Origin of the sequence: Azospirillum lipoferum, assembly GCF_024170005.1 — a bacterium.
In the GTDB taxonomy this organism is placed as follows: domain Bacteria; phylum Pseudomonadota; class Alphaproteobacteria; order Azospirillales; family Azospirillaceae; genus Azospirillum; species Azospirillum lipoferum.
This window is the reverse complement of the sequence record NZ_JALJXJ010000007.1, coordinates 388,329-404,810: the sequence shown is the minus strand read 5'-3', so window position 1 is coordinate 404,810 and position 16,482 is coordinate 388,329. Positions and strand designations below refer to the sequence as shown.

General features: G+C 67.9%; 16 protein-coding genes. 8 read left to right on the top strand and 8 right to left on the bottom strand.

The genetic code is table 11. The features are described 5' to 3' along the window. Positions 1–11: 11 nt before the first annotated feature. The 3 genes from J2848_RS18165 to J2848_RS18155 all read right to left on the bottom strand — a co-directional run bounded on the left by J2848_RS18165 (position 12) and on the right by J2848_RS18155 (position 3,170). A complete protein-coding gene (locus J2848_RS18165) occupies positions 12–1,328 on the bottom strand; it encodes an aspartate aminotransferase family protein (RefSeq protein ID WP_149232094.1) in 1,317 nt (438 codons plus the stop codon). A gap of 6 nt (positions 1,329–1,334) precedes the next feature. Further along, positions 1,335–2,387, bottom strand: a complete 1,053-nt coding sequence (locus J2848_RS18160; RefSeq protein ID WP_149232095.1) for a phosphotransferase — start codon at positions 2,385–2,387, stop codon at positions 1,335–1,337. 87 nt (positions 2,388–2,474) lie between these two features. Continuing rightward, on the bottom strand, positions 2,475–3,170 hold the full coding sequence (locus J2848_RS18155; RefSeq protein ID WP_149232096.1) for a GntR family transcriptional regulator: 696 nt from the start codon (positions 3,168–3,170) through the stop codon (positions 2,475–2,477). Positions 3,171–3,365: 195 nt separating this feature from the next. On the opposite strand from J2848_RS18155, the gene J2848_RS18150 reads away from it, so the two are divergent. Continuing rightward, a complete protein-coding gene (locus tag J2848_RS18150; protein ID WP_149232097.1) occupies positions 3,366–4,076 on the top strand; it encodes an aspartate/glutamate racemase family protein in 711 nt (236 codons plus the stop codon). Between the two features lie 20 nt (positions 4,077–4,096). On the opposite strand, the gene J2848_RS18145 is transcribed toward J2848_RS18150, so the two are convergent. Both J2848_RS18145 and J2848_RS18140 read right to left on the bottom strand, forming a co-directional pair. Then, positions 4,097–4,801, bottom strand: coding sequence for a GntR family transcriptional regulator (locus J2848_RS18145; RefSeq protein ID WP_149232098.1), 705 nt, complete (start codon positions 4,799–4,801; stop codon positions 4,097–4,099). 29 nt (positions 4,802–4,830) lie between these two features. Continuing rightward, positions 4,831–5,730: a dihydrodipicolinate synthase family protein gene (locus J2848_RS18140; RefSeq protein WP_149232099.1), complete on the bottom strand. Its 900-nt coding sequence runs from the start codon at positions 5,728–5,730 to the stop codon at positions 4,831–4,833. Between the two features lie 246 nt (positions 5,731–5,976). Here J2848_RS18140 and J2848_RS18135 point away from each other — a divergent pair, with 246 nt between their 5' ends. The 7 genes from J2848_RS18135 to J2848_RS18105 are packed head-to-tail and all read left to right on the top strand — an operon-like array spanning position 5,977 to position 12,998. After that, a complete protein-coding gene (locus J2848_RS18135; RefSeq protein WP_246193931.1) occupies positions 5,977–7,338 on the top strand; it encodes an ABC transporter substrate-binding protein in 1,362 nt (453 codons plus the stop codon). 38 nt (positions 7,339–7,376) lie between these two features. Beyond that, the gene (locus J2848_RS18130; protein WP_149232101.1) at positions 7,377–8,309 is read left to right on the top strand and encodes a carbohydrate ABC transporter permease; all 933 of its coding nucleotides are present in this window, start codon (positions 7,377–7,379) and stop codon (positions 8,307–8,309) included. After that, the gene (locus tag J2848_RS18125) at positions 8,306–9,136 is read left to right on the top strand and encodes a carbohydrate ABC transporter permease (protein ID WP_149232102.1); all 831 of its coding nucleotides are present in this window, start codon (positions 8,306–8,308) and stop codon (positions 9,134–9,136) included. Before J2848_RS18130 ends, J2848_RS18125 begins: the two co-directional genes overlap by 4 nt. Positions 9,137–9,161: 25 nt before the next feature. Then, positions 9,162–10,259 carry an ABC transporter ATP-binding protein gene (locus tag J2848_RS18120; protein ID WP_149232103.1) on the top strand — a complete coding sequence of 366 codons (1,098 nt, stop codon included), beginning with the start codon at positions 9,162–9,164 and terminating at the stop codon, positions 10,257–10,259. Positions 10,260–10,276: 17 nt separating this feature from the next. Continuing rightward, on the top strand, positions 10,277–11,284 hold the full coding sequence (locus J2848_RS18115) for an aldo/keto reductase (RefSeq protein ID WP_149232104.1): 1,008 nt from the start codon (positions 10,277–10,279) through the stop codon (positions 11,282–11,284). A gap of 45 nt (positions 11,285–11,329) precedes the next feature. Beyond that, positions 11,330–11,785 (top strand): RbsD/FucU family protein, encoded by a 456-nt coding sequence (locus J2848_RS18110; RefSeq protein WP_149232105.1) that lies wholly within the window; start codon positions 11,330–11,332, stop codon positions 11,783–11,785. 31 nt (positions 11,786–11,816) lie between these two features. Further along, on the top strand, positions 11,817–12,998 hold the full coding sequence (locus tag J2848_RS18105; protein ID WP_149232106.1) for a fumarylacetoacetate hydrolase family protein: 1,182 nt from the start codon (positions 11,817–11,819) through the stop codon (positions 12,996–12,998). A 24-nt stretch (positions 12,999–13,022) separates the two neighbouring features. Here J2848_RS18105 and J2848_RS18100 read toward each other — a convergent pair whose 3' ends face one another. From J2848_RS18100 to J2848_RS18090, 3 genes are read right to left on the bottom strand one after another with little or no spacing between them, the layout of a single operon-like run. Next, positions 13,023–14,549 carry a UxaA family hydrolase gene (locus tag J2848_RS18100; RefSeq protein ID WP_149232107.1) on the bottom strand — a complete coding sequence of 509 codons (1,527 nt, stop codon included), beginning with the start codon at positions 14,547–14,549 and terminating at the stop codon, positions 13,023–13,025. Positions 14,550–14,591: 42 nt separating this feature from the next. After that, positions 14,592–15,407: an amidohydrolase family protein gene (locus tag J2848_RS18095; protein ID WP_149232108.1), complete on the bottom strand. Its 816-nt coding sequence runs from the start codon at positions 15,405–15,407 to the stop codon at positions 14,592–14,594. A 3-nt stretch (positions 15,408–15,410) separates the two neighbouring features. Then, the gene (locus tag J2848_RS18090) at positions 15,411–16,448 is read right to left on the bottom strand and encodes an aldo/keto reductase (RefSeq protein WP_149232109.1); all 1,038 of its coding nucleotides are present in this window, start codon (positions 16,446–16,448) and stop codon (positions 15,411–15,413) included. Positions 16,449–16,482: the final 34 nt, after the last annotated feature.

Below are 16,482 nucleotides of genomic sequence, written 5' to 3'. Positions count from 1 at the left end.
CCGGAAGCCCGTCACAGCGCCGACAGCACCTCGTCCAGGGTGGTCAGGAACAGTGTGGCGTCATCGGCCGAGAACACCAGCGGCGGACGGATCTTCAGGATGTGCCCTTCCTGCCCGGTGGCGCTGATCAGCACCCGGCGCCGGCGCATGTCGTTCACAACGCGGGCGGTTTCCTCCGGCGCCGGGGTCTTCAGCTTGCGGTCGCGCACCATCTCGACGCCGATGAACAGGCCGCTGCCGCGCACGTCGCCGATCAGGTCGTGCTTGGCGGCGAGCGCGCGGATGCCGCCGATCATCCGGGTGCCGACGGTCAGGGCATTCTCCTGCAACCGCTCCGTCTTGATGACGCGCAGCACCGCATGTGCCACGGCGCAGGACACCGGGTTGCCGCCGAAGGTGTTGAAATAGCGCTGGTTGCGGCCGAACGCCTCGATCACCTCCGGACGGAAGATGGCGCCGGCCACCGGGTGGCCGTTTCCCATCGGCTTGCCGACCGTCACGATGTCGGGCACCAGCCCGTGGCGGGCGAAGCCCCACATGTGGGTGCCGAGCCTGCCGAAGCCGGGCTGCACCTCGTCGGCGATGAAGATGCCGCCGGCCTTGCGCATCACCTCCACCGCCGGGGCCAGGAAGCCGGCCGGATCGGTGAAGACGCCGCTGCTGGAGAAGATGGTGTCGACCAGCAGCGCCGCCGGGGCAATCCCCTTCTCCCGCAGGTCGGCGATGGCCTCTTCCACCGAGCGGGCGAAGGCGGCGCCGACCTCCGAGTCCGCAATGCGGTAGCTGTCGGGCGACGGCACCACCCGGACATGGTCGCCCAGCTTCACCGCGGCGCCCAGCGACGGCGACATCTCCGCCAGTGCCGAGGTGACGCCGTGATAGGCGTTGTGGGCGATGACGACGCCGGTGCCGCCGGTGTGGACGCGGGCGACGCGCAGGGCGAGATCGTTGGCCTCGCTGCCGGTGCAGGTCAGCATCAGGTGCGACAGCGGCGCCGGGAATTCCGCCAGGAAGGCTTCGGCGAAATCGAGGATGCCGTCGGTCAGGTAGCGCGTGTGGGTGTTCAGCACCGCCGCCTGCTTCGCCATCGCCTCGACCACCTCCGGCCGCGAATGGCCGACCGAGGCGACGTTGTTGTAGGCGTCGAGATAGCGGTTGCCGTCGGCGTCATAGAGGTAGGAGCCCTCCCCGCGCACGACATGGATCGGGTCGGCGTAGAACAGGCGATAGGCCGGACCGAGCAGCTTTTCACGGCGGGCGATCAGGGCGCGCTCACGCTCCGGCAGGGAGCCGGCGGCTTCGGGCGCATAGGCATTGATCATCGTCATGGCGGGTCACACTTCCTGGCAGGCGAGGTGGATCAGACGGTGAGCGGCGGCGGCTTCGTCACTGGTCAGCCGCTCCAGGCCGGCGAAGGCGCGTTCGGAATTCCGCCGGATATAGTCGGCATTCGCCGGATGTTCGGCCGCGCGCCAGCTGGTGATGGCGATGGCGAGGGCGAGGCGGGCCGCCACCAGATCGGGCAGCAGCTCCACCTCCGCCGCCGTCAGCGGCAGCACGGCGTTGTAGGCGCGGGTCATCTCGACGATGGAGCCGAAGGGCGTCTCGCCGCTGGTGACGTGATAGGCCAGCGCCGTCGCCAGATCATTGACCAGCGGCGCCTTCAGCGCGTCGCCGAAATCGATGATGCCCGTGACCGTTTCGCAGCCGACCGGATCGACCACCGCATTGTGGGGATTGAGGTCGTTGTGGATCACCTGATGCCGCAGGCTGGGCAGCCGGGGGTCGATCTCATCCGCGAAGCGGGCGATGAAGCGCTCCACCATCCGGCGGCGCGGGCCGTCCGCCAGATAGCGCAGCTTGTCGGCGACGCTGGCGGTGCGGGTGATGTCCCACAGCAGATCGCGCTCCGATCCCGGATGCTCGTAGTCGGAGAGCGCCAGATCCAGCCGGGCCAGCGTGGTTCCCAGCGCCCGCATGAGCCCTGGGGAGGCCGGCGCCGCGTGGAGCGGCGTGCCGTCCAGATAGGTCAGCAGCCGCAGGATCATCGGTTGGCCGTCGATCAGGACCGTGGTCTGCGCCTCGCCATCCACGGTCGGCACGACGCGCGGCACCGGCAGGACAGGGTCTCGCAAGGCGACATGCTGCATCGCCCCGGTCTGGAAGGCGGTGACGAGCTGTGGTTCGGCCGGATTGGTGAACTTCAGCACATAACTCTGCCCATCGGCCCTCTGTTTCCCAGGCGTGGTGATGTGGAAGTTGCGGTCGCGCTCGCTGCTCAGTTCGCGGACGGTACCGGACAGCCCGAAATACTGTCGCATCATGGCGCCGGCCTCATCCACGGAGATCGGCGGCGCGACGGTGGTCAGAACATCACGCTGTGTCATGGCCGAACTCTCCTGGTCATTCGAAACCTTCAATGTTTGATGCATCATCGGCATGGGCGGACCGGTCTCGGCAGCCGGTGAAAGGAATCAGGAAGCCAGCGCTTCCGGGACTCGGGCGGAAGCCGCAGCGTCGATCCGTTCCAGGATCGGACCGCTCGCCAGCAGGATGTCGGCCTGAATGGCGATGGCCGCCGCCGGGGCGTCGTGGCGGCGGATGGCGTCCATCAGCGGATAGTGATGGTCGATCATCATGCGCCCGGCGCCACCATAGACGTCGGCGATCAGCGGTCCCATCTGGAGCCATAGCCGCCGCAGAATGTCGCCGAGCACCGGCATATCGGCGATTTCCGCCAGCTTGAAGTGAAAGATCTGATTGAGTTCGGTCGCCAGCGGGGTGTTGCCGACGGCCATCGCCTCTTCGTTGCGCGTCAGCAGGGCTTCCAGCTGCTCGATCTGGGCGGGTGTGGCCTTCTCGGCGGCGCGCGCCGCGGCCAGCCCTTCCAGATTGACGCGGATATCGCGGATCTCCAGATAGGCGGCGCGGGTCAGCATCGGAACGCGGATGTCGCGCGGCGAGCGCAGAACCAGTGCCTGATCCTGCACCAGACGCAGGATGGCGTCGCGCACCGGCGTGACGCTGGTCCCCAGCCGTTCGGCCAGATCGCGGATCTTGAGACGGTCGTTCGGCTTGAACGCGCCCTTCATCAGGGCTCCGCACAATTTCTGGTAAATCGTGCTACCTAGATTGTCATGTTCAAGAAGGGTGAGGTCGAACCCGCTCATCGTCTGCCCGGTACCCGATCGCCGATTTCGCTGTATGATGCATCATATTGACGGGGTTCCGATTGGAGGTCAAGCTGTCCCTGCGGCCGCCCTTCGATAGGGTACGAAAACAAGGCGCAGGAGTGCTCCCCCGATGTCGTCACCTCCGCCGCCCATGATGTCCGCCCGTCAAAACGCAAAGCAGGGAGAGGACGCATGACCGCCGAAACGGGTTTCGCCAAGCCGGGGCCGCGCATCGCCCTGATCCATGCGCTGGAAGAATCGGTGGTGCCGGCGCGGACCGCCTGCCGGGCGCATTGGCCGGAAGCGCGGATCTTCGACCTGCTCGACACTTCGCTGGCCGTCGATCTGGCGGAGGCCGGCGGGCTTGACGAAGCGATGATGAAGCGTTTCCGGACGCTGGCCGACTATGCCGCCGGTACCATGGGCGCTGGTGGGCGGACCGCCGGCATCCTGTTCACCTGCTCCGCCTTCGCTCCGGCCATCGACGCGGTCAAGCCGCACCTGCCGATCCCTGTCCTGCGGCCAAACGAGTCGGCATTCGAGGCGGCCTTGGCAACCGGCGACCGGATCGGCATCGTCGTCAGCTTCGGCCCCTCCGCCGACTCCCTGCGCGCGGAGTTGCTGGCGATGGCCGCCGCTGCCGGTCGTCGCATCGAGGTCACGGTCGCCGTTGCCGATGGGGCGCTGGCGGCGCTCAAACATGGTAACGGCGAGGAGCATGACGCGCGCGTGGCGGGGACCGCGGAGCAACTGCGCGGCTGCGACGTTGTCGTGCTCGGCCAGTTCTCGATGGCGCGAGCCCAGTCGAGGCTTCAGCCGCTGCTGTCCGTCCCGGTGCTCACCACACCCGGGGCGGCGGTCGAGGCGCTGCGCCGCCTGACGGCGCCCGCCGGCATCGCCTGATGACCTGCCCCGCGGCCGTGTCAGCGCAGGCCGATGGCGCGGTCGCGGGCGCTGAGGATATGCGTGCCGATCGCCGCCTTGGCCCGGTCCGGGTCGCGGGCCTGGATGGCGTGGATGATCGCCAGATGCTCGCGCATCGTTGGCACCAGAACGGTGGTGTTCAGCTTGGTCTTCGCCTGCTTGATCAGCCGGATCTTGATCTGGTTGACCCGGTAGGCGTCGGAGATGATGGCGTTGCCCAGCGCGTCGATGATGGTCAGGTGCAGCGCCCAATCGATGTCCTGCGCCTCCTTCAGCAGCACGGGCTGCACGCCGCCCTTCGATTCGGCCTCGGCACAGGCGGCGATGATGCGTTCATGGTCGTCCAGCAGCGCGCCGATCGTCGCCTCCGGCGCCTCCTGGGCGAAGACCGCCACCGCCTCCCTTTCCAGGAACAGGCGGAACTGGAAGGCGTCGCGGATCAGGTTGAGGTCGACATGGGCGACCTGCATTCCCCGCTGCGGTACGGTCTTCACCAGCCCTTCGGCCTCCAGCCGGGGGATCAGTTCGCGGATCGCCCCCAGCGGCAGTTCGGTCAGCTCGACCAGCTCGCGCTGCGAGATGAACTGCCCGGGGCGGATCTCGTCCGCCAGCAGCCGTTGCGTGAAGCTTTCGTAAGCCCGGCTGCGCAGGTTGACCGTTTCCCGGTCACGTTTGGCCCCGTCGCTTTTGGCGGAGGTCGTCATCCGATTGCTGTCCCGTCAGGAGGCCACCATCAGGCGGCCCTATCCGCGAACACCCGGTCGAAGAGGTGGCCGAGCATCGCGGTGTCCGCCACCGACATAGGCAGCAAAGGCGCCCTCACCGTCAACCATGCGCTGTCGCCGGTAACGTGCGACACCAGCGCCTTCACCGCCGGGGTGACGGGATAGCGCAGCACGGCATCCACCAGCTCGACCAGAGCCGCATCGTCGCGGCCCTGATGGACCACCGTCCGCAGGCGGCCCGGTACCAGATTGGCCATGCCGGAAATGGCACCCTGGCCGCCGTCGCGCACCGCCTGGGCCAGCACCCGCTCGTCGCCGATCAACACGGCGAGGTCGTGGCGGTGGGCGGCGAGAAGCTGCTGGCTGTAGCCCCAGTCGCCGGCCGAATCCTTGACCCCGACGATCGCCTGCGGGAAGGCGGCCTTCAGCCGGCTGATCAGGTCGATCGACAGCGGAACCGCGGTGACGGACGGGATGTGGTACAGGATGATGTCACGCGCCCGGTCGCCGAGCTTGGTGATGAGGCTGGAGAACCAGGCGAACAGCCCGTCGTCCGACACCCCCTTGAAGTAGAAGGGCGGGGCGACCAGCAGCGCCCGCGCCCCGGCGTCGAGCAGCTGGTTGGCCTGATCGAGCGCGTCGTGCAGCGACGCGGCGATGACGCCGCCGACCACATGGCTGCGGAAATCGATGCCGGCACCCTTCAGCGCGCCGATCATCTGCTCGCGCGCCACTTGGCCGAGCAACGGACCCTCTCCCGTGGTGCCGAACAGGGTGACCGAGTCGCAGCCGTTGGCGAGGCACCAGGCGACATGCCGGGTCAGGCGGGCCAGATCCACGCTGCCGTCCTCATGGTACGGGGTGGTCAGCGCGCAGGACAGGCCGAAGCGGCCAGTGGATTGATTCACTTTGTATTTCTCCCAGGAACGGCTGAACGGACGGCCGAAAGGCTGCCGCGTTACCACTAACATGTTACTAGGATGTTTTTCGTTTGCAAGGGGGCTGCGCCGGATTTATACGTTGACCCAGCAATCAAATCGGTGGCGGTGCGGATCCGTGTCGCTCACAGTGTCCGCCGCAACAGGCAAATCCGGGCAAGTCTGGGCGCCCAAGGCCCAGGCGATAACGGGCCAGATGATAACGGGGAGGAGTGCATGTCGATGTCGAACGGAATGTCTTTGTCGCGCCGCCGACTTCTGGCGTCGGGCGCCGCAGCCGGCGCGCTGGGCCTGAGCGGTATCGGCTTGCCCGCCTTCGCCCAGAGCAGTGGGGTCGGTTCCAGCGGGATCAACTGGCGCAAATATGCCGGCACCAAGATCGAGGTGAACCTGATCAAGAGCCCCCGTGGCGAGACGCTGACCAAGTACCAGAAGGAATTCGAGGAGCTGACCGGCATCACCGTGGTGTCGGAACAGACACCGGAGCAGCAGCAGCGCCAGAAGGCGGTGATCGAGCTGACCTCCGGCCGGCCGAGCTTCGACGTGGTGCACATCAGCTACCATGTCCAGAAGCGCCAGTTCGAGAAGGGCAAGTGGCTGGCCGACCTGACGCCCTTCATCAAGGACCCGGCGCTGACCGACGCCGGCTTCCTCGACGATTTCTCCGAAGCCGGGGTGACCTTCGCCCGCAGCCCGGAGGGCGGGATCGGCGCCTTGCCCTTCTCGGTCGATTACTGGATCGTCTATTGGAACAAGGACCTGTTCGCGAAGAAGAACCTGTCCTTCCCCAAGACCTTCGACGAGATGGTGGCCGCCGCCGCCGCGCTGACCGATCCGTCGAGCCAGACCTACGGCTTCGTCGCCCGCGGCATGAAGAACGCCAACACCCCGGTGTGGACCAGCCTGCTGCTGGGCTATGACCAGTACAGCGTCGACGCCAACCGCAACCTGCTGACCGATACCCCCGAGGCCATCGAGGCGGCCAAGCTCTACCAGACGCTGATGACCAAATCGGCGCCGCCGGGCGTCACCGGCTTCAACTGGGCGGAATGCCAGTCGGCCTTCCTCCAGGGCCGTGTCGGCATGTGGTTCGACGGCGTCGGCTTCGCCCCGCCGCTGGAGGACCCGGAGAAGTCGCGCGTCGTCGGCAAGGTCGGCTACGGCCTGATGCCCAAGGGGCCGAAGGCGCACGCCGCCGCGACCACCGGCGACGGCATCGGCGTCACTGCCGCGTCGAAGAACAAGGAGGCCGCCTATCTCTATTGCCAGTGGGCGACCGGCAAGCTGATGGGCGCCCGCCTGTTGCAGGCCGGGGCCGGCGTGCCGTTCCGCAACTCCGTCCTGTCGGACGCGGAGGTGCGCAAGGGCGTGAAGATGCCGGCGGCCTGGGTCGATGCCGTGGTCGAATCGGCGAAGATCAGCCGTCTCGCCCTGCCGGTCATCATTCCGGTCACCGAGTTCCGCGACGTGCTGGGCGGGGCGCTGACCAACATGATCTCCGGCAGCGATCCGGCGGCCGAGCTGAAGCGGGCAACGGCGGACTTCAAGCCGATCCTCGAGCGCAGCGAGAAAACGTGATAGCGCAGCGAGAAGACGTGAGAACGCAGCGAGAAGACGTGAGCATCCTGACCTCTTCCGGCCGCGTGGCCGGCGCCGCTTCCGTCGGCAGGACGAAGCGGCTTCGGCCCTCCTACTGGCCTTTTGTGGTGCCGGCGCTGATCGTCGTCGTCGGGGTCATCGTCTTTCCCTGGGTCTTCACCCTGTGGATGAGCGCCATGGAATGGCGCATCGGCGAGGAGCAGCGCTTCGTCGGCTTGCAGAACTACGTCCGTCTGGCAACGGATGTGCGGTTCCTGGAGGCGATGGCGCATACGTTGGTCTATACCGCGCTGTCTGTCGTGGCCCCACTGGTGCTCGGCACCGCGGCGGCGCTGGCCTTCAACACCAAGCTGCCGGCCCGCGGCCTGCTGCGCGGCATCTTCGTCATGCCGATGATGGCGACTCCGGTGGCCATTGCGCTCGTGTGGACGATGATGTTCCATCCGCAGCTTGGCGTGCTGAACTACCTGCTGTCGCAGATCGGCATCGGGCCGCTGCAGTGGGTCTATCACCCCAGCACGGTGATCCTGTCGCTGGTGCTGGTGGAGACCTGGCAGTGGACGCCGCTGGTGATGCTGATCGTGCTGGGCGGGCTGGCGTCGCTGCCGACCGAGCCGTACGAGAGCGCGCAGATCGATGGCGCCACCGCCTGGCAGCGCTTCCGCTACCTGACCCTGCCGATGATCAAGCCGTTCCTGATGGTGGCGGTCATCATCCGCAGCATCGACGCGCTGAAGAGCTTCGACATCCTTTACACCATCACCCAGGGCGGGCCGGGCACGGCGTCGGAGACGATCAACCTGTATCTCTACAGCGTCGCCTTCACCTATTACGACGTCGGCTACGGCTCGGCCATCGCTGTGGTGTTCTTCGTGCTGATCATCCTGCTGTCGCTGGTTCTGCTGCACCTTCGCCAGCGCAGCGCCTGGAATTCGGGAGACGGGAAATGAGCCGGCCGTTGCGGAAATTGCTGGACAAGGCCGGCATGGCCGTCTGCGTCCTGCTGCTGGTGTCGCCGGCGCTGCTGTTCTTCCTGTGGATGCTGTCGCTGTCGCTGAAGTTCGAGATCGACAACGGCGCCTACCCGCCGATCCTGATTCCGGAACGCTTCGCCTGGAAGAACTACACGACGATCTTCGAGGGCAACAGCTTCCTGCTCTATTTCTGGAACAGCCTGATCGTCACCGGCGCCGCTACCCTGTTCGCGCTGCTGGTCGGCGTGCCGGCCGGCTACGGCATCGCCCGGATGCAAGCGCACAAGTCGGCGGTGGTCATCATGATCGCCCGCATGACGCCCGGCCTGTCCTTCCTGATCCCGCTGTTCCTGCTGTTCCAGTGGCTGGGGCTGCTCGGCACGCTGTGGCCGCAGATCATCATCCATCTGGTCGTCACCGTGCCCATCGTGATCTGGATCATGATCGGCTATTTCGAGACGACGCCGATGGAACTGGAGGAGGCGGCGATGGTCGACGGCGCCACGCGCTGGCAGATCTTCGCCAAGGTGGCACTGCCGATCGCCAAGCCCGGCATCGTCGTCGCGTTCATCCTGTCGGTGATCTTCTCCTGGAACAACTTCGTCTTCGGCATCGTGCTGGCCAGCCGCGAGACGCGGACCCTGCCGGTCGCCGTCTACAACATGCTGTCCTTCGAGCAGGTGAGCTGGGGGCCGCTGGCCGCCGCCGCCCTGGTGGTGACGCTGCCGGTGCTGATCCTGACCGTGGCCGCCCAGCGCCAGATCGTGGCCGGCCTGACCGCCGGCGCCGTCAAGGGCGGCTGATCCTTTTCAAGAAAGAGACGACCCCATGGCCTCCGTCAGCATTCGGAACGTCCGCAAATCCTACGGTCCGGTCGAGATCATCAAGGGCGTGTCGATCGACATCCGGGACGGCGAGTTCGTCATCCTGGTCGGCCCGTCCGGCTGCGGCAAATCCACCCTGCTGCGCATGATCGCCGGGCTGGAGGAGATCAGCGGCGGCACCATCGCCATCGACGACCGGGTCGTCAACGACATGCCGCCGAAGGACCGGGACATCGCGATGGTGTTCCAGAACTATGCGCTCTACCCGCACATGACCATCGCCGACAACATGAGCTTCGCGCTGCGGCTGAAGAACACTGCCAAGAGCGAGATCGCCGCCAAGGTGGAGCGGGCGGCCGGCATCCTCGGCCTCGGGCCGCTGCTCGACCGCTTCCCGCGCCAGCTCTCCGGCGGCCAGCGCCAGCGCGTCGCCATGGGCCGCGCCATCGTCCGCGACCCCAAGGTCTTCCTGTTCGACGAGCCGCTGTCCAACCTCGACGCCAAGCTGCGGGTGCAGATGCGCACCGAGATCAAGGAGATGCACCAGCGGCTGAAGACCACCACCGTCTACGTCACCCACGACCAGATCGAAGCCATGACCATGGCCGACAAGATCGTCGTGATGCATGACGGCATCATCGAGCAGGTCGGCGCGCCGCTCGACCTCTACGACAACCCGGCCAACATGTTCGTCGCCGGCTTCATCGGCTCGCCGGCGATGAACTTCATCCCCGGCAGCATCGGCGGCGACGGCTTCACCACCGAGGACGGATCCCGCCTGCCGCTGGGCGGGCGCGTGCCGGCGGCGTCCGATGGGCGCCCCGCCGTCTACGGCGTGCGGCCCGAGCATTTCCGCCTCGCCGACGAGGGGCTGGCCGCCGAGGTGGTGGTGGTGGAGCCGACCGGGTCGGAAACCCAGATGGTGCTGCGCCCGCTCGGCAGCAAAGCGGGCCAAGCGGGTGCAGGCCGCGAGGATCGCAAGCGCGAACTGACCTGGGTGCTGCGCGAGCGCACCGGCGCCCGGCCGGGCGAGGTGGTGCGGATCGCCCCCGATCCGGCGCGGGCCCATCTGTTCAACCCCGACACCGGGCTGCGCCTGTGACGACGTCGCCAACCAGATTGCCGACCAGAGCCTTGGGCCGCACCGGCATCGCCGTCTCGGAGATCGGCTTCGGTGCCGCGCCGCTGGGCGATCTGTACGGCCATCTTGACGAGGCCACCGCCGTCGGTGCAGCGGTCGCAGCACTATCGGCGGGCGTCACGCTGCTCGACACCTCGCCGCTCTACGGCCATGGGCTGGCGGAGGCGCGCTGCGGTGCCGCCCTCCGTCAGGTCGGGCGCGACGGCGTCGTGCTATGCACCAAGGTCGGGCGCTGGATGGACCCGACACAGGGGCGGGGCGACGGGTCGGGCTATGCCGGCGGCCTCCCGCACCGGGCGGTGATCGACTATTCCTATGACGGAACGATGCGGTCGGTGGAGCAGTCGCTGCTGCGGCTGGGCACCGACCGCATCGACGTGCTGCTGATCCATGACGTCGATGTCTGGACCCATGGCGCCGACCGCATCGAGGCCCGCTTCGCCGAGGCGATGGAAGGCGCCTACCGGGCGCTCGACCGGTTGCGCGCCGACGGCACGGTCAAGGCCATCGGCGTCGGCGTCAACGAGGCGGAGATGTGCGTCCGTTTTGCCCAGGCCGGCGATTTCGACGCGATGCTGCTGGCCGGGCGCTATTCCCTGCTGGAGCAGCCGGCGCTGGACGCGTTCCTGCCGCTGGCCCAGGCCAAGGGCATCGGCGTCATGCTGGGTGGCGTGTTCAATTCCGGCATTCTCGCCAGTGGTGCGGTGCCCGGCGCCAAGTACAATTACGGTCCGGCCCCGGTCCATATTCTGGAGCGGGTGGGGCGGATCGAGGCGGTCTGCCGCGCCCACGGCGTTCCGCTCGCCACCGCGGCCTTGCGGTTCGCGCTTGGCCATCCCGCTGTATCGTCGGTGGTACTGGGGGCTGTGACGGCCGACGAGGTGCGCCGCAACTTGGACGCCATGGCGGCGGCGGTGCCGGCCGCGCTGTGGTCCGACCTGAAGGGGGAGGGGTTGCTGGCGGCGGGCGTGCCGGTGCCGGGTTGAGCGAACCCGGCCAATAAATTCAGCCAACAAATAAGGATAAGCGCCATGCTGAAAGGACTCGACCCGCTTCTGTCTCCCGACCTGCTGTGGGTACTGGCCGCGATGGGCCATGGCGACGATCTGGCGCTGGTCGACGCCAACCACCCGGCGGAGGCCATCGCCCGCGCCACCATTTCCGGCCGGCTGATCGTGCTGCCGGGAGTGACGATGGCGCGGGCCGCCCGCGGTATCCTCAGCGTCTTTCCGCTCGACGGCTATGTGCCCGACCCGGTGCGCCGGATGGAGGTGGTGGGCGACCCCGCGGCACTGCCCACCGTCCAGGGCGAGGTGCAGGCCGAGATCGACCGTGCCGAGGGCAGACCGTTGCCGCTTCAGGGCATCGAGCGCTTCGCCTTCTACGATGCGGCCCGCCGCGCCTTTGCCGTGGTGCAGGTCGGCGATCCGCGGCCCTATGGCTGTTTCCTGTTGCGCAAGGGCGTTATTGCCGCCGAACTGTCGTAACCAGACCCGTTCTCAGACTCCGGAACCCGACATGATCCAGTTTCCCGTGGATGTGACCCGTACCCTCCCCAACGACGGCTATGCCGGCACCCTGGCCGGGCGCGTCTGGCGGCCCGGCATCGGTCCGTCGGTGGTGGCCGTGCGCGCCGACGGCGTGTACGACGTCACCGCGTCCTTCCCGACCATGAGCGAGCTGGCCGCCCGGCCGGATCCGGCGGCGGACCTCGCGGCGGCGGTGGGGGAGCGCATCGGCGCGCTGGCCGACGTCCTCGCCAACACGCCGCCGGACAGCCGCGACACCAACGCCCCCTGGCTGCTGGCGCCGATCGACCTTCAGGTGTTGAAGGCGGCCGGCGTCACCTTCGCCGTGTCGATGCTGGAGCGGGTGATCGAGGAACGCGCCCGCGGCAATCCCGATGCCGCCGAGGCGATCCGCGCCGAGGTTCAGCGGCTGGTCGGCGACGATCTGGCGGCGCTGAAGCCCGGTTCCGAGGCGGCGATGAGCCTGAAGGACGTGCTGATCGCCCAGGGCGCCTGGAGCCAGTATCTGGAGGTTGGCATCGGCCCGGATGCGGAGGTCTTCACCAAGGCCCCCGTCCTGTCGTCGGTCGGCACGCTGATGGATGCCGGGCTGCATCCGAAATCGACCTGGAACAACCCGGAGCCGGAGGTGGTCCTGATTGTCGCCCCTGACGGCCGCATCACCGGGGCGACGCTGGGCAACGACGTGAATCTGCGCGATTTCGAGGGTCGTTCGGCCCTGCTGCTGTCGAAGGCGAAGGATAACAACGCGTCCTGCGCCATCGGTCCCTTCATCCGCTTCTTCGACAAGACCTTCACGCTGGACGACGTGCGGACCACCGACGTCGCCTTGACGGTCGAGGGTCCGGAGGGCTTCCAGCTGGCGGGTCTGTCTTCCATCTCGCGGATCAGCCGCGATCCGGAGGACCTCGTCGCTCAGACCGTCGGCCCGGTCCATCAATATCCCGACGGCTTCGCCCTGTTCCTCGGCACCATGTTCGCGCCCACCCAGGACCGCGACAATCCCGGCGGCGGCTTCACCCACAAGGAGGGCGACATCGTCACCATCGCCGCACCCAAGCTCGGCGCGCTCGTCAACCGCATGCGGCCGAGTGACGCCTGCGAGCCCTGGACCACCGGCATCGTCGAGCTGATGCGGTCGCTGGTCCGGCGGGGGGCGTTGAAAGGCTGAGCAGCGCCCCCCAGTCGTGCGCCGTCACATGACGGCGCCGATCTGCCAGGGCACGAACTCGTTGTCGCCGATGCCGTTCTCCTCGCTGCGGCTGCGGTGGCCCGACGCGGTGTCCAGCATCAGGCGGAACAGGGCGGCGCCGGCCTCCGCCACGCTGGTGCCGCCGTCCAGCACCGCGCCGCCGTTGAAGTCCATGTCGTCGCCCATGCGGGCGTAGAGCGCGCTGTTGGTGGCGATCTTCAGCGACGGCGTCGGCTTGCAGCCATAGGTTGAGCCGCGGCCGGTGGTGAAGGCGATCAGGTTGGCGCCGCCGGCCACCTGTCCGGTGGCCGACACCGGGTCGTAGCCGGGCGTGTCCATGAAGACGAGGCCGTGGTCGGTCACCGGTTCCGCGTAATCGACCACGGCGTTCAGGCGGGTGCCGCCGCCCTTGGCGACCGCGCCCAGCGATTTCTCCAGGATGGTGGTGATGCCGCCGGCCTTGTTGCCGGGCGACGGGTTGTTGTTCATGTCGCCCTTGTGCATCCGGGTGTAATCCTCCCACCAGCGGATGCGGTCCATCAGCTTCTCGGCGACGGCGGGGGAGGCGGCACGGGCGGTCAGCAGATGCTCGGCACCATAGATCTCCGGCGTCTCCGACAGGATGGCGGTGCCGCCATGGGCGACCAGCAGATCGACCGCAGCGCCCAGCACCGGGTTGGCGGTGATGCCGGAATAGCCGTCCGACCCACCGCATTGCAGCCCGACCGTCAGGTGACTGGCCGGCACCGGCTCGCGCCGGATGTCGTTGGCGATGGGCAGCATGGCGCGGACCAGGGCGACGCCGCGGTCTATGGTCTCCCGGGTGCCGCCTTCCTCCTGGATGGTCAATGTGGCGATCAGCCCCTCCGGGCGCGGCGCCAGCGTCTGGGCCAAGGGCGCGATCTGGTTCATCTCGCAGCCCAGCCCGATCAGCAGCAGACCGGCGAAGTTGGCGTGGTCGGCATAGCCGCGCAGGGTGCGGCGCAGGATCGCCATGCCCTCGCCGGTGCCGTTCATGCCGCAGCCGCTGCCGTGGACGATGGCGACCACCCCGTCGACATTCGGGTAATCGGCCAGCGCATTGCCATTGAAGGCGTCGGCGATGCGCTTGCAGACGGTGGCGGAGCAGTTCACGCTGGCGATGACGCCGATATAGTTGCGGGTGGCGACCTGCCCCGACGGCCGGCGGATGCCGAGGAAGGTCGCCTGCTCGCCGCCGCGGTCGGCCTCGACGATGCGGGTGGAGCCGTGATCGAGACGGGCCTCCCCCATGCCGAGATTGTGGACGTGGACATGCTGGCCGGGTTCGATCGGCTGGGTGGCGGTGCCGATTACCTGCCCGTACTTGACCACCGGCTCACCCGGCGCCACGGCGCGAATGGCGATCTTGTGGCCGCTGGGAATGGTGGCGGCGGTGGTGCCAGTGAAGCCGCCGACGGAGACGGGACTCCCCGCCGGGATCTCACGGGTGGCGACCGCGACGCTGTCCGACGGGTTCAGCAGGAGAAGTTCGGGAACGGAAGACGGCATCGCTTTTGTCCTTGAAGGAAAAACCGTTGATGGCTGACTTCGTCAGTCCAGCCGGTAGAAGGCGGCGGCGTTGCCGCCGAAGACGGCGTCGTGCGCCTCTGCGGGAATGAGCTGGCGGCACATCTCCAGCCAGCCGGGATAGTCGCCAGCCAGCCGCAGGACCGGCCAGTCGCTGCCCCAGATCAGCCGGTCAGTGCCGAACAGTGTGATCAGCCGCTCCGCATAGGGGCGGATGTCACCGATCCCGGTGCGCTCGCCTGCCTCGGTCAGCAGGCCGGACAGCTTGCACCGTATGTTGGGCAGGGCGGCGAGGGTGGCCATGTCCTCCGCCCAGCCGGGGGTGCCGCCGTGGGCGATCTCCGGCTTGGCGGCGTGATCGACGACGACGGACAGTGCCGGATGCCGTCGGGCGAAACGGATCAGCGACGGCAGGTGTCGCGGCAGGACCAGCGCGTCGAAACTCAGCCCCATCTCCACCATCGCCGATGCGGCCGGGTCGATGGCGGGATCGTCAAGCCAGTCGGCCGGTTCCGCCTGCACCATCGGCCGCAACCCCTTCAGCTTGGGGCGGGCGGCCAGTACCCGGATCCGCTGCGGCGCGTCCGGTGCCTTCAGGTCGGTCCAGCCGACCACACCACGAATGAAGCCATGCCGGGCGGCAAGGTCGAGCATGAAGTCGGTGTCGGCCTCGCTACAGAGGGTCTGGACCAGCACGGTGCCGTCGATCCCGCTCTCCAGCAGCAGCGGCAGCAGATCGGGCGGCAGGAAATCGCGGTAGATGGGGCCAAGCTCCGGCGGCGGCCATTCGCCCTGGCGGGCGGCCATCAGCCAGAAATGCTGGTGGGCGTCGATACGCATCGCTTATCTCTCCACCGGAACAGGCGCCGCTTCATTCAACAGGCCGCGTGACTTCAATGCCTGCCAGAAGGCGACGGGGATCGGTGCCCTGGCCCAGGCGAGATTAGTCGCCAGCTGGCCTGCATTGCGCACGCCGGTGACACAGGATGCCACCGCCGGATGAGCCAGCGGGAATTGCAAAGCGGCGGCGGGAAGCTCCACGTCGAACTCGCGGCAGGCGGCGGCGAGTGCCTCCACCCGCGCCACCGTCTCCGGCGGGGCGTCGGCATAGTTGAACTTGCCGTTGCCGGCGAGGATGCCGGAATTGAACACCCCGGCGGCGACGATCCGGTTGCCGGCGGCGAGGCAGCGCTCCAGGAAGGGCGACAGGCTGGTCTGTTCCAGCAGGGTGTAGCGGCCGGCCAGCATGGTGCAGTCGAGATCGACCTCGTCCATCGTGTCCAGCGCCACCTCCCACTCGTTGACACCGAGGCCGATGGCGGCCACCGCGCCGTCCCGCCGCAACTCCTCCAGCGCACGGAAGCCGCCGCCATGGGTCAGCGCCTCCCAGTGATGGGCGTGGGCATCGCCATGGGTGACCCGGCCGATGTCGTGGACATAGAGGATGTCGATGCGGGCAAGGCCGAGGCGCTGGAACGAATCCTCCACCGAACGCAGGATGCCGTCGCGGGAGTAATCATAGACCGGGTGGAAGGGCAGGGGATCGGCCCAGCCATGGGCATCGACGCCATGAACACGCGCACCGTCGGCGTTGGGGCGGATCAGCCGGCCGACCTTGGTGGATAGCACGAACCCGTCGCGCGGCCGGTCGCACAATGCTGCACCTAGCCGCCGCTCCGACCGGCCATAGCCGTAATAGGGGGCGGTGTCGAAATAGCGGATGCCGGCATCCCAGGCCGCCGCGACGAGCCGGTCGGCCTCGGCCGGGTCGGTGGGGCGGTAGAGCCCGCCCAGCTGCGCGCAGCCCAGCCCGATCACCGGGAGCGACAGGCCGGAGCGCGGTAAGGTGCGGCGGTCGGTCAGGCGGTCGGTCAAGGTCATGGGGGGATCGCCTCGGCTGCGGGAAATTCGATGT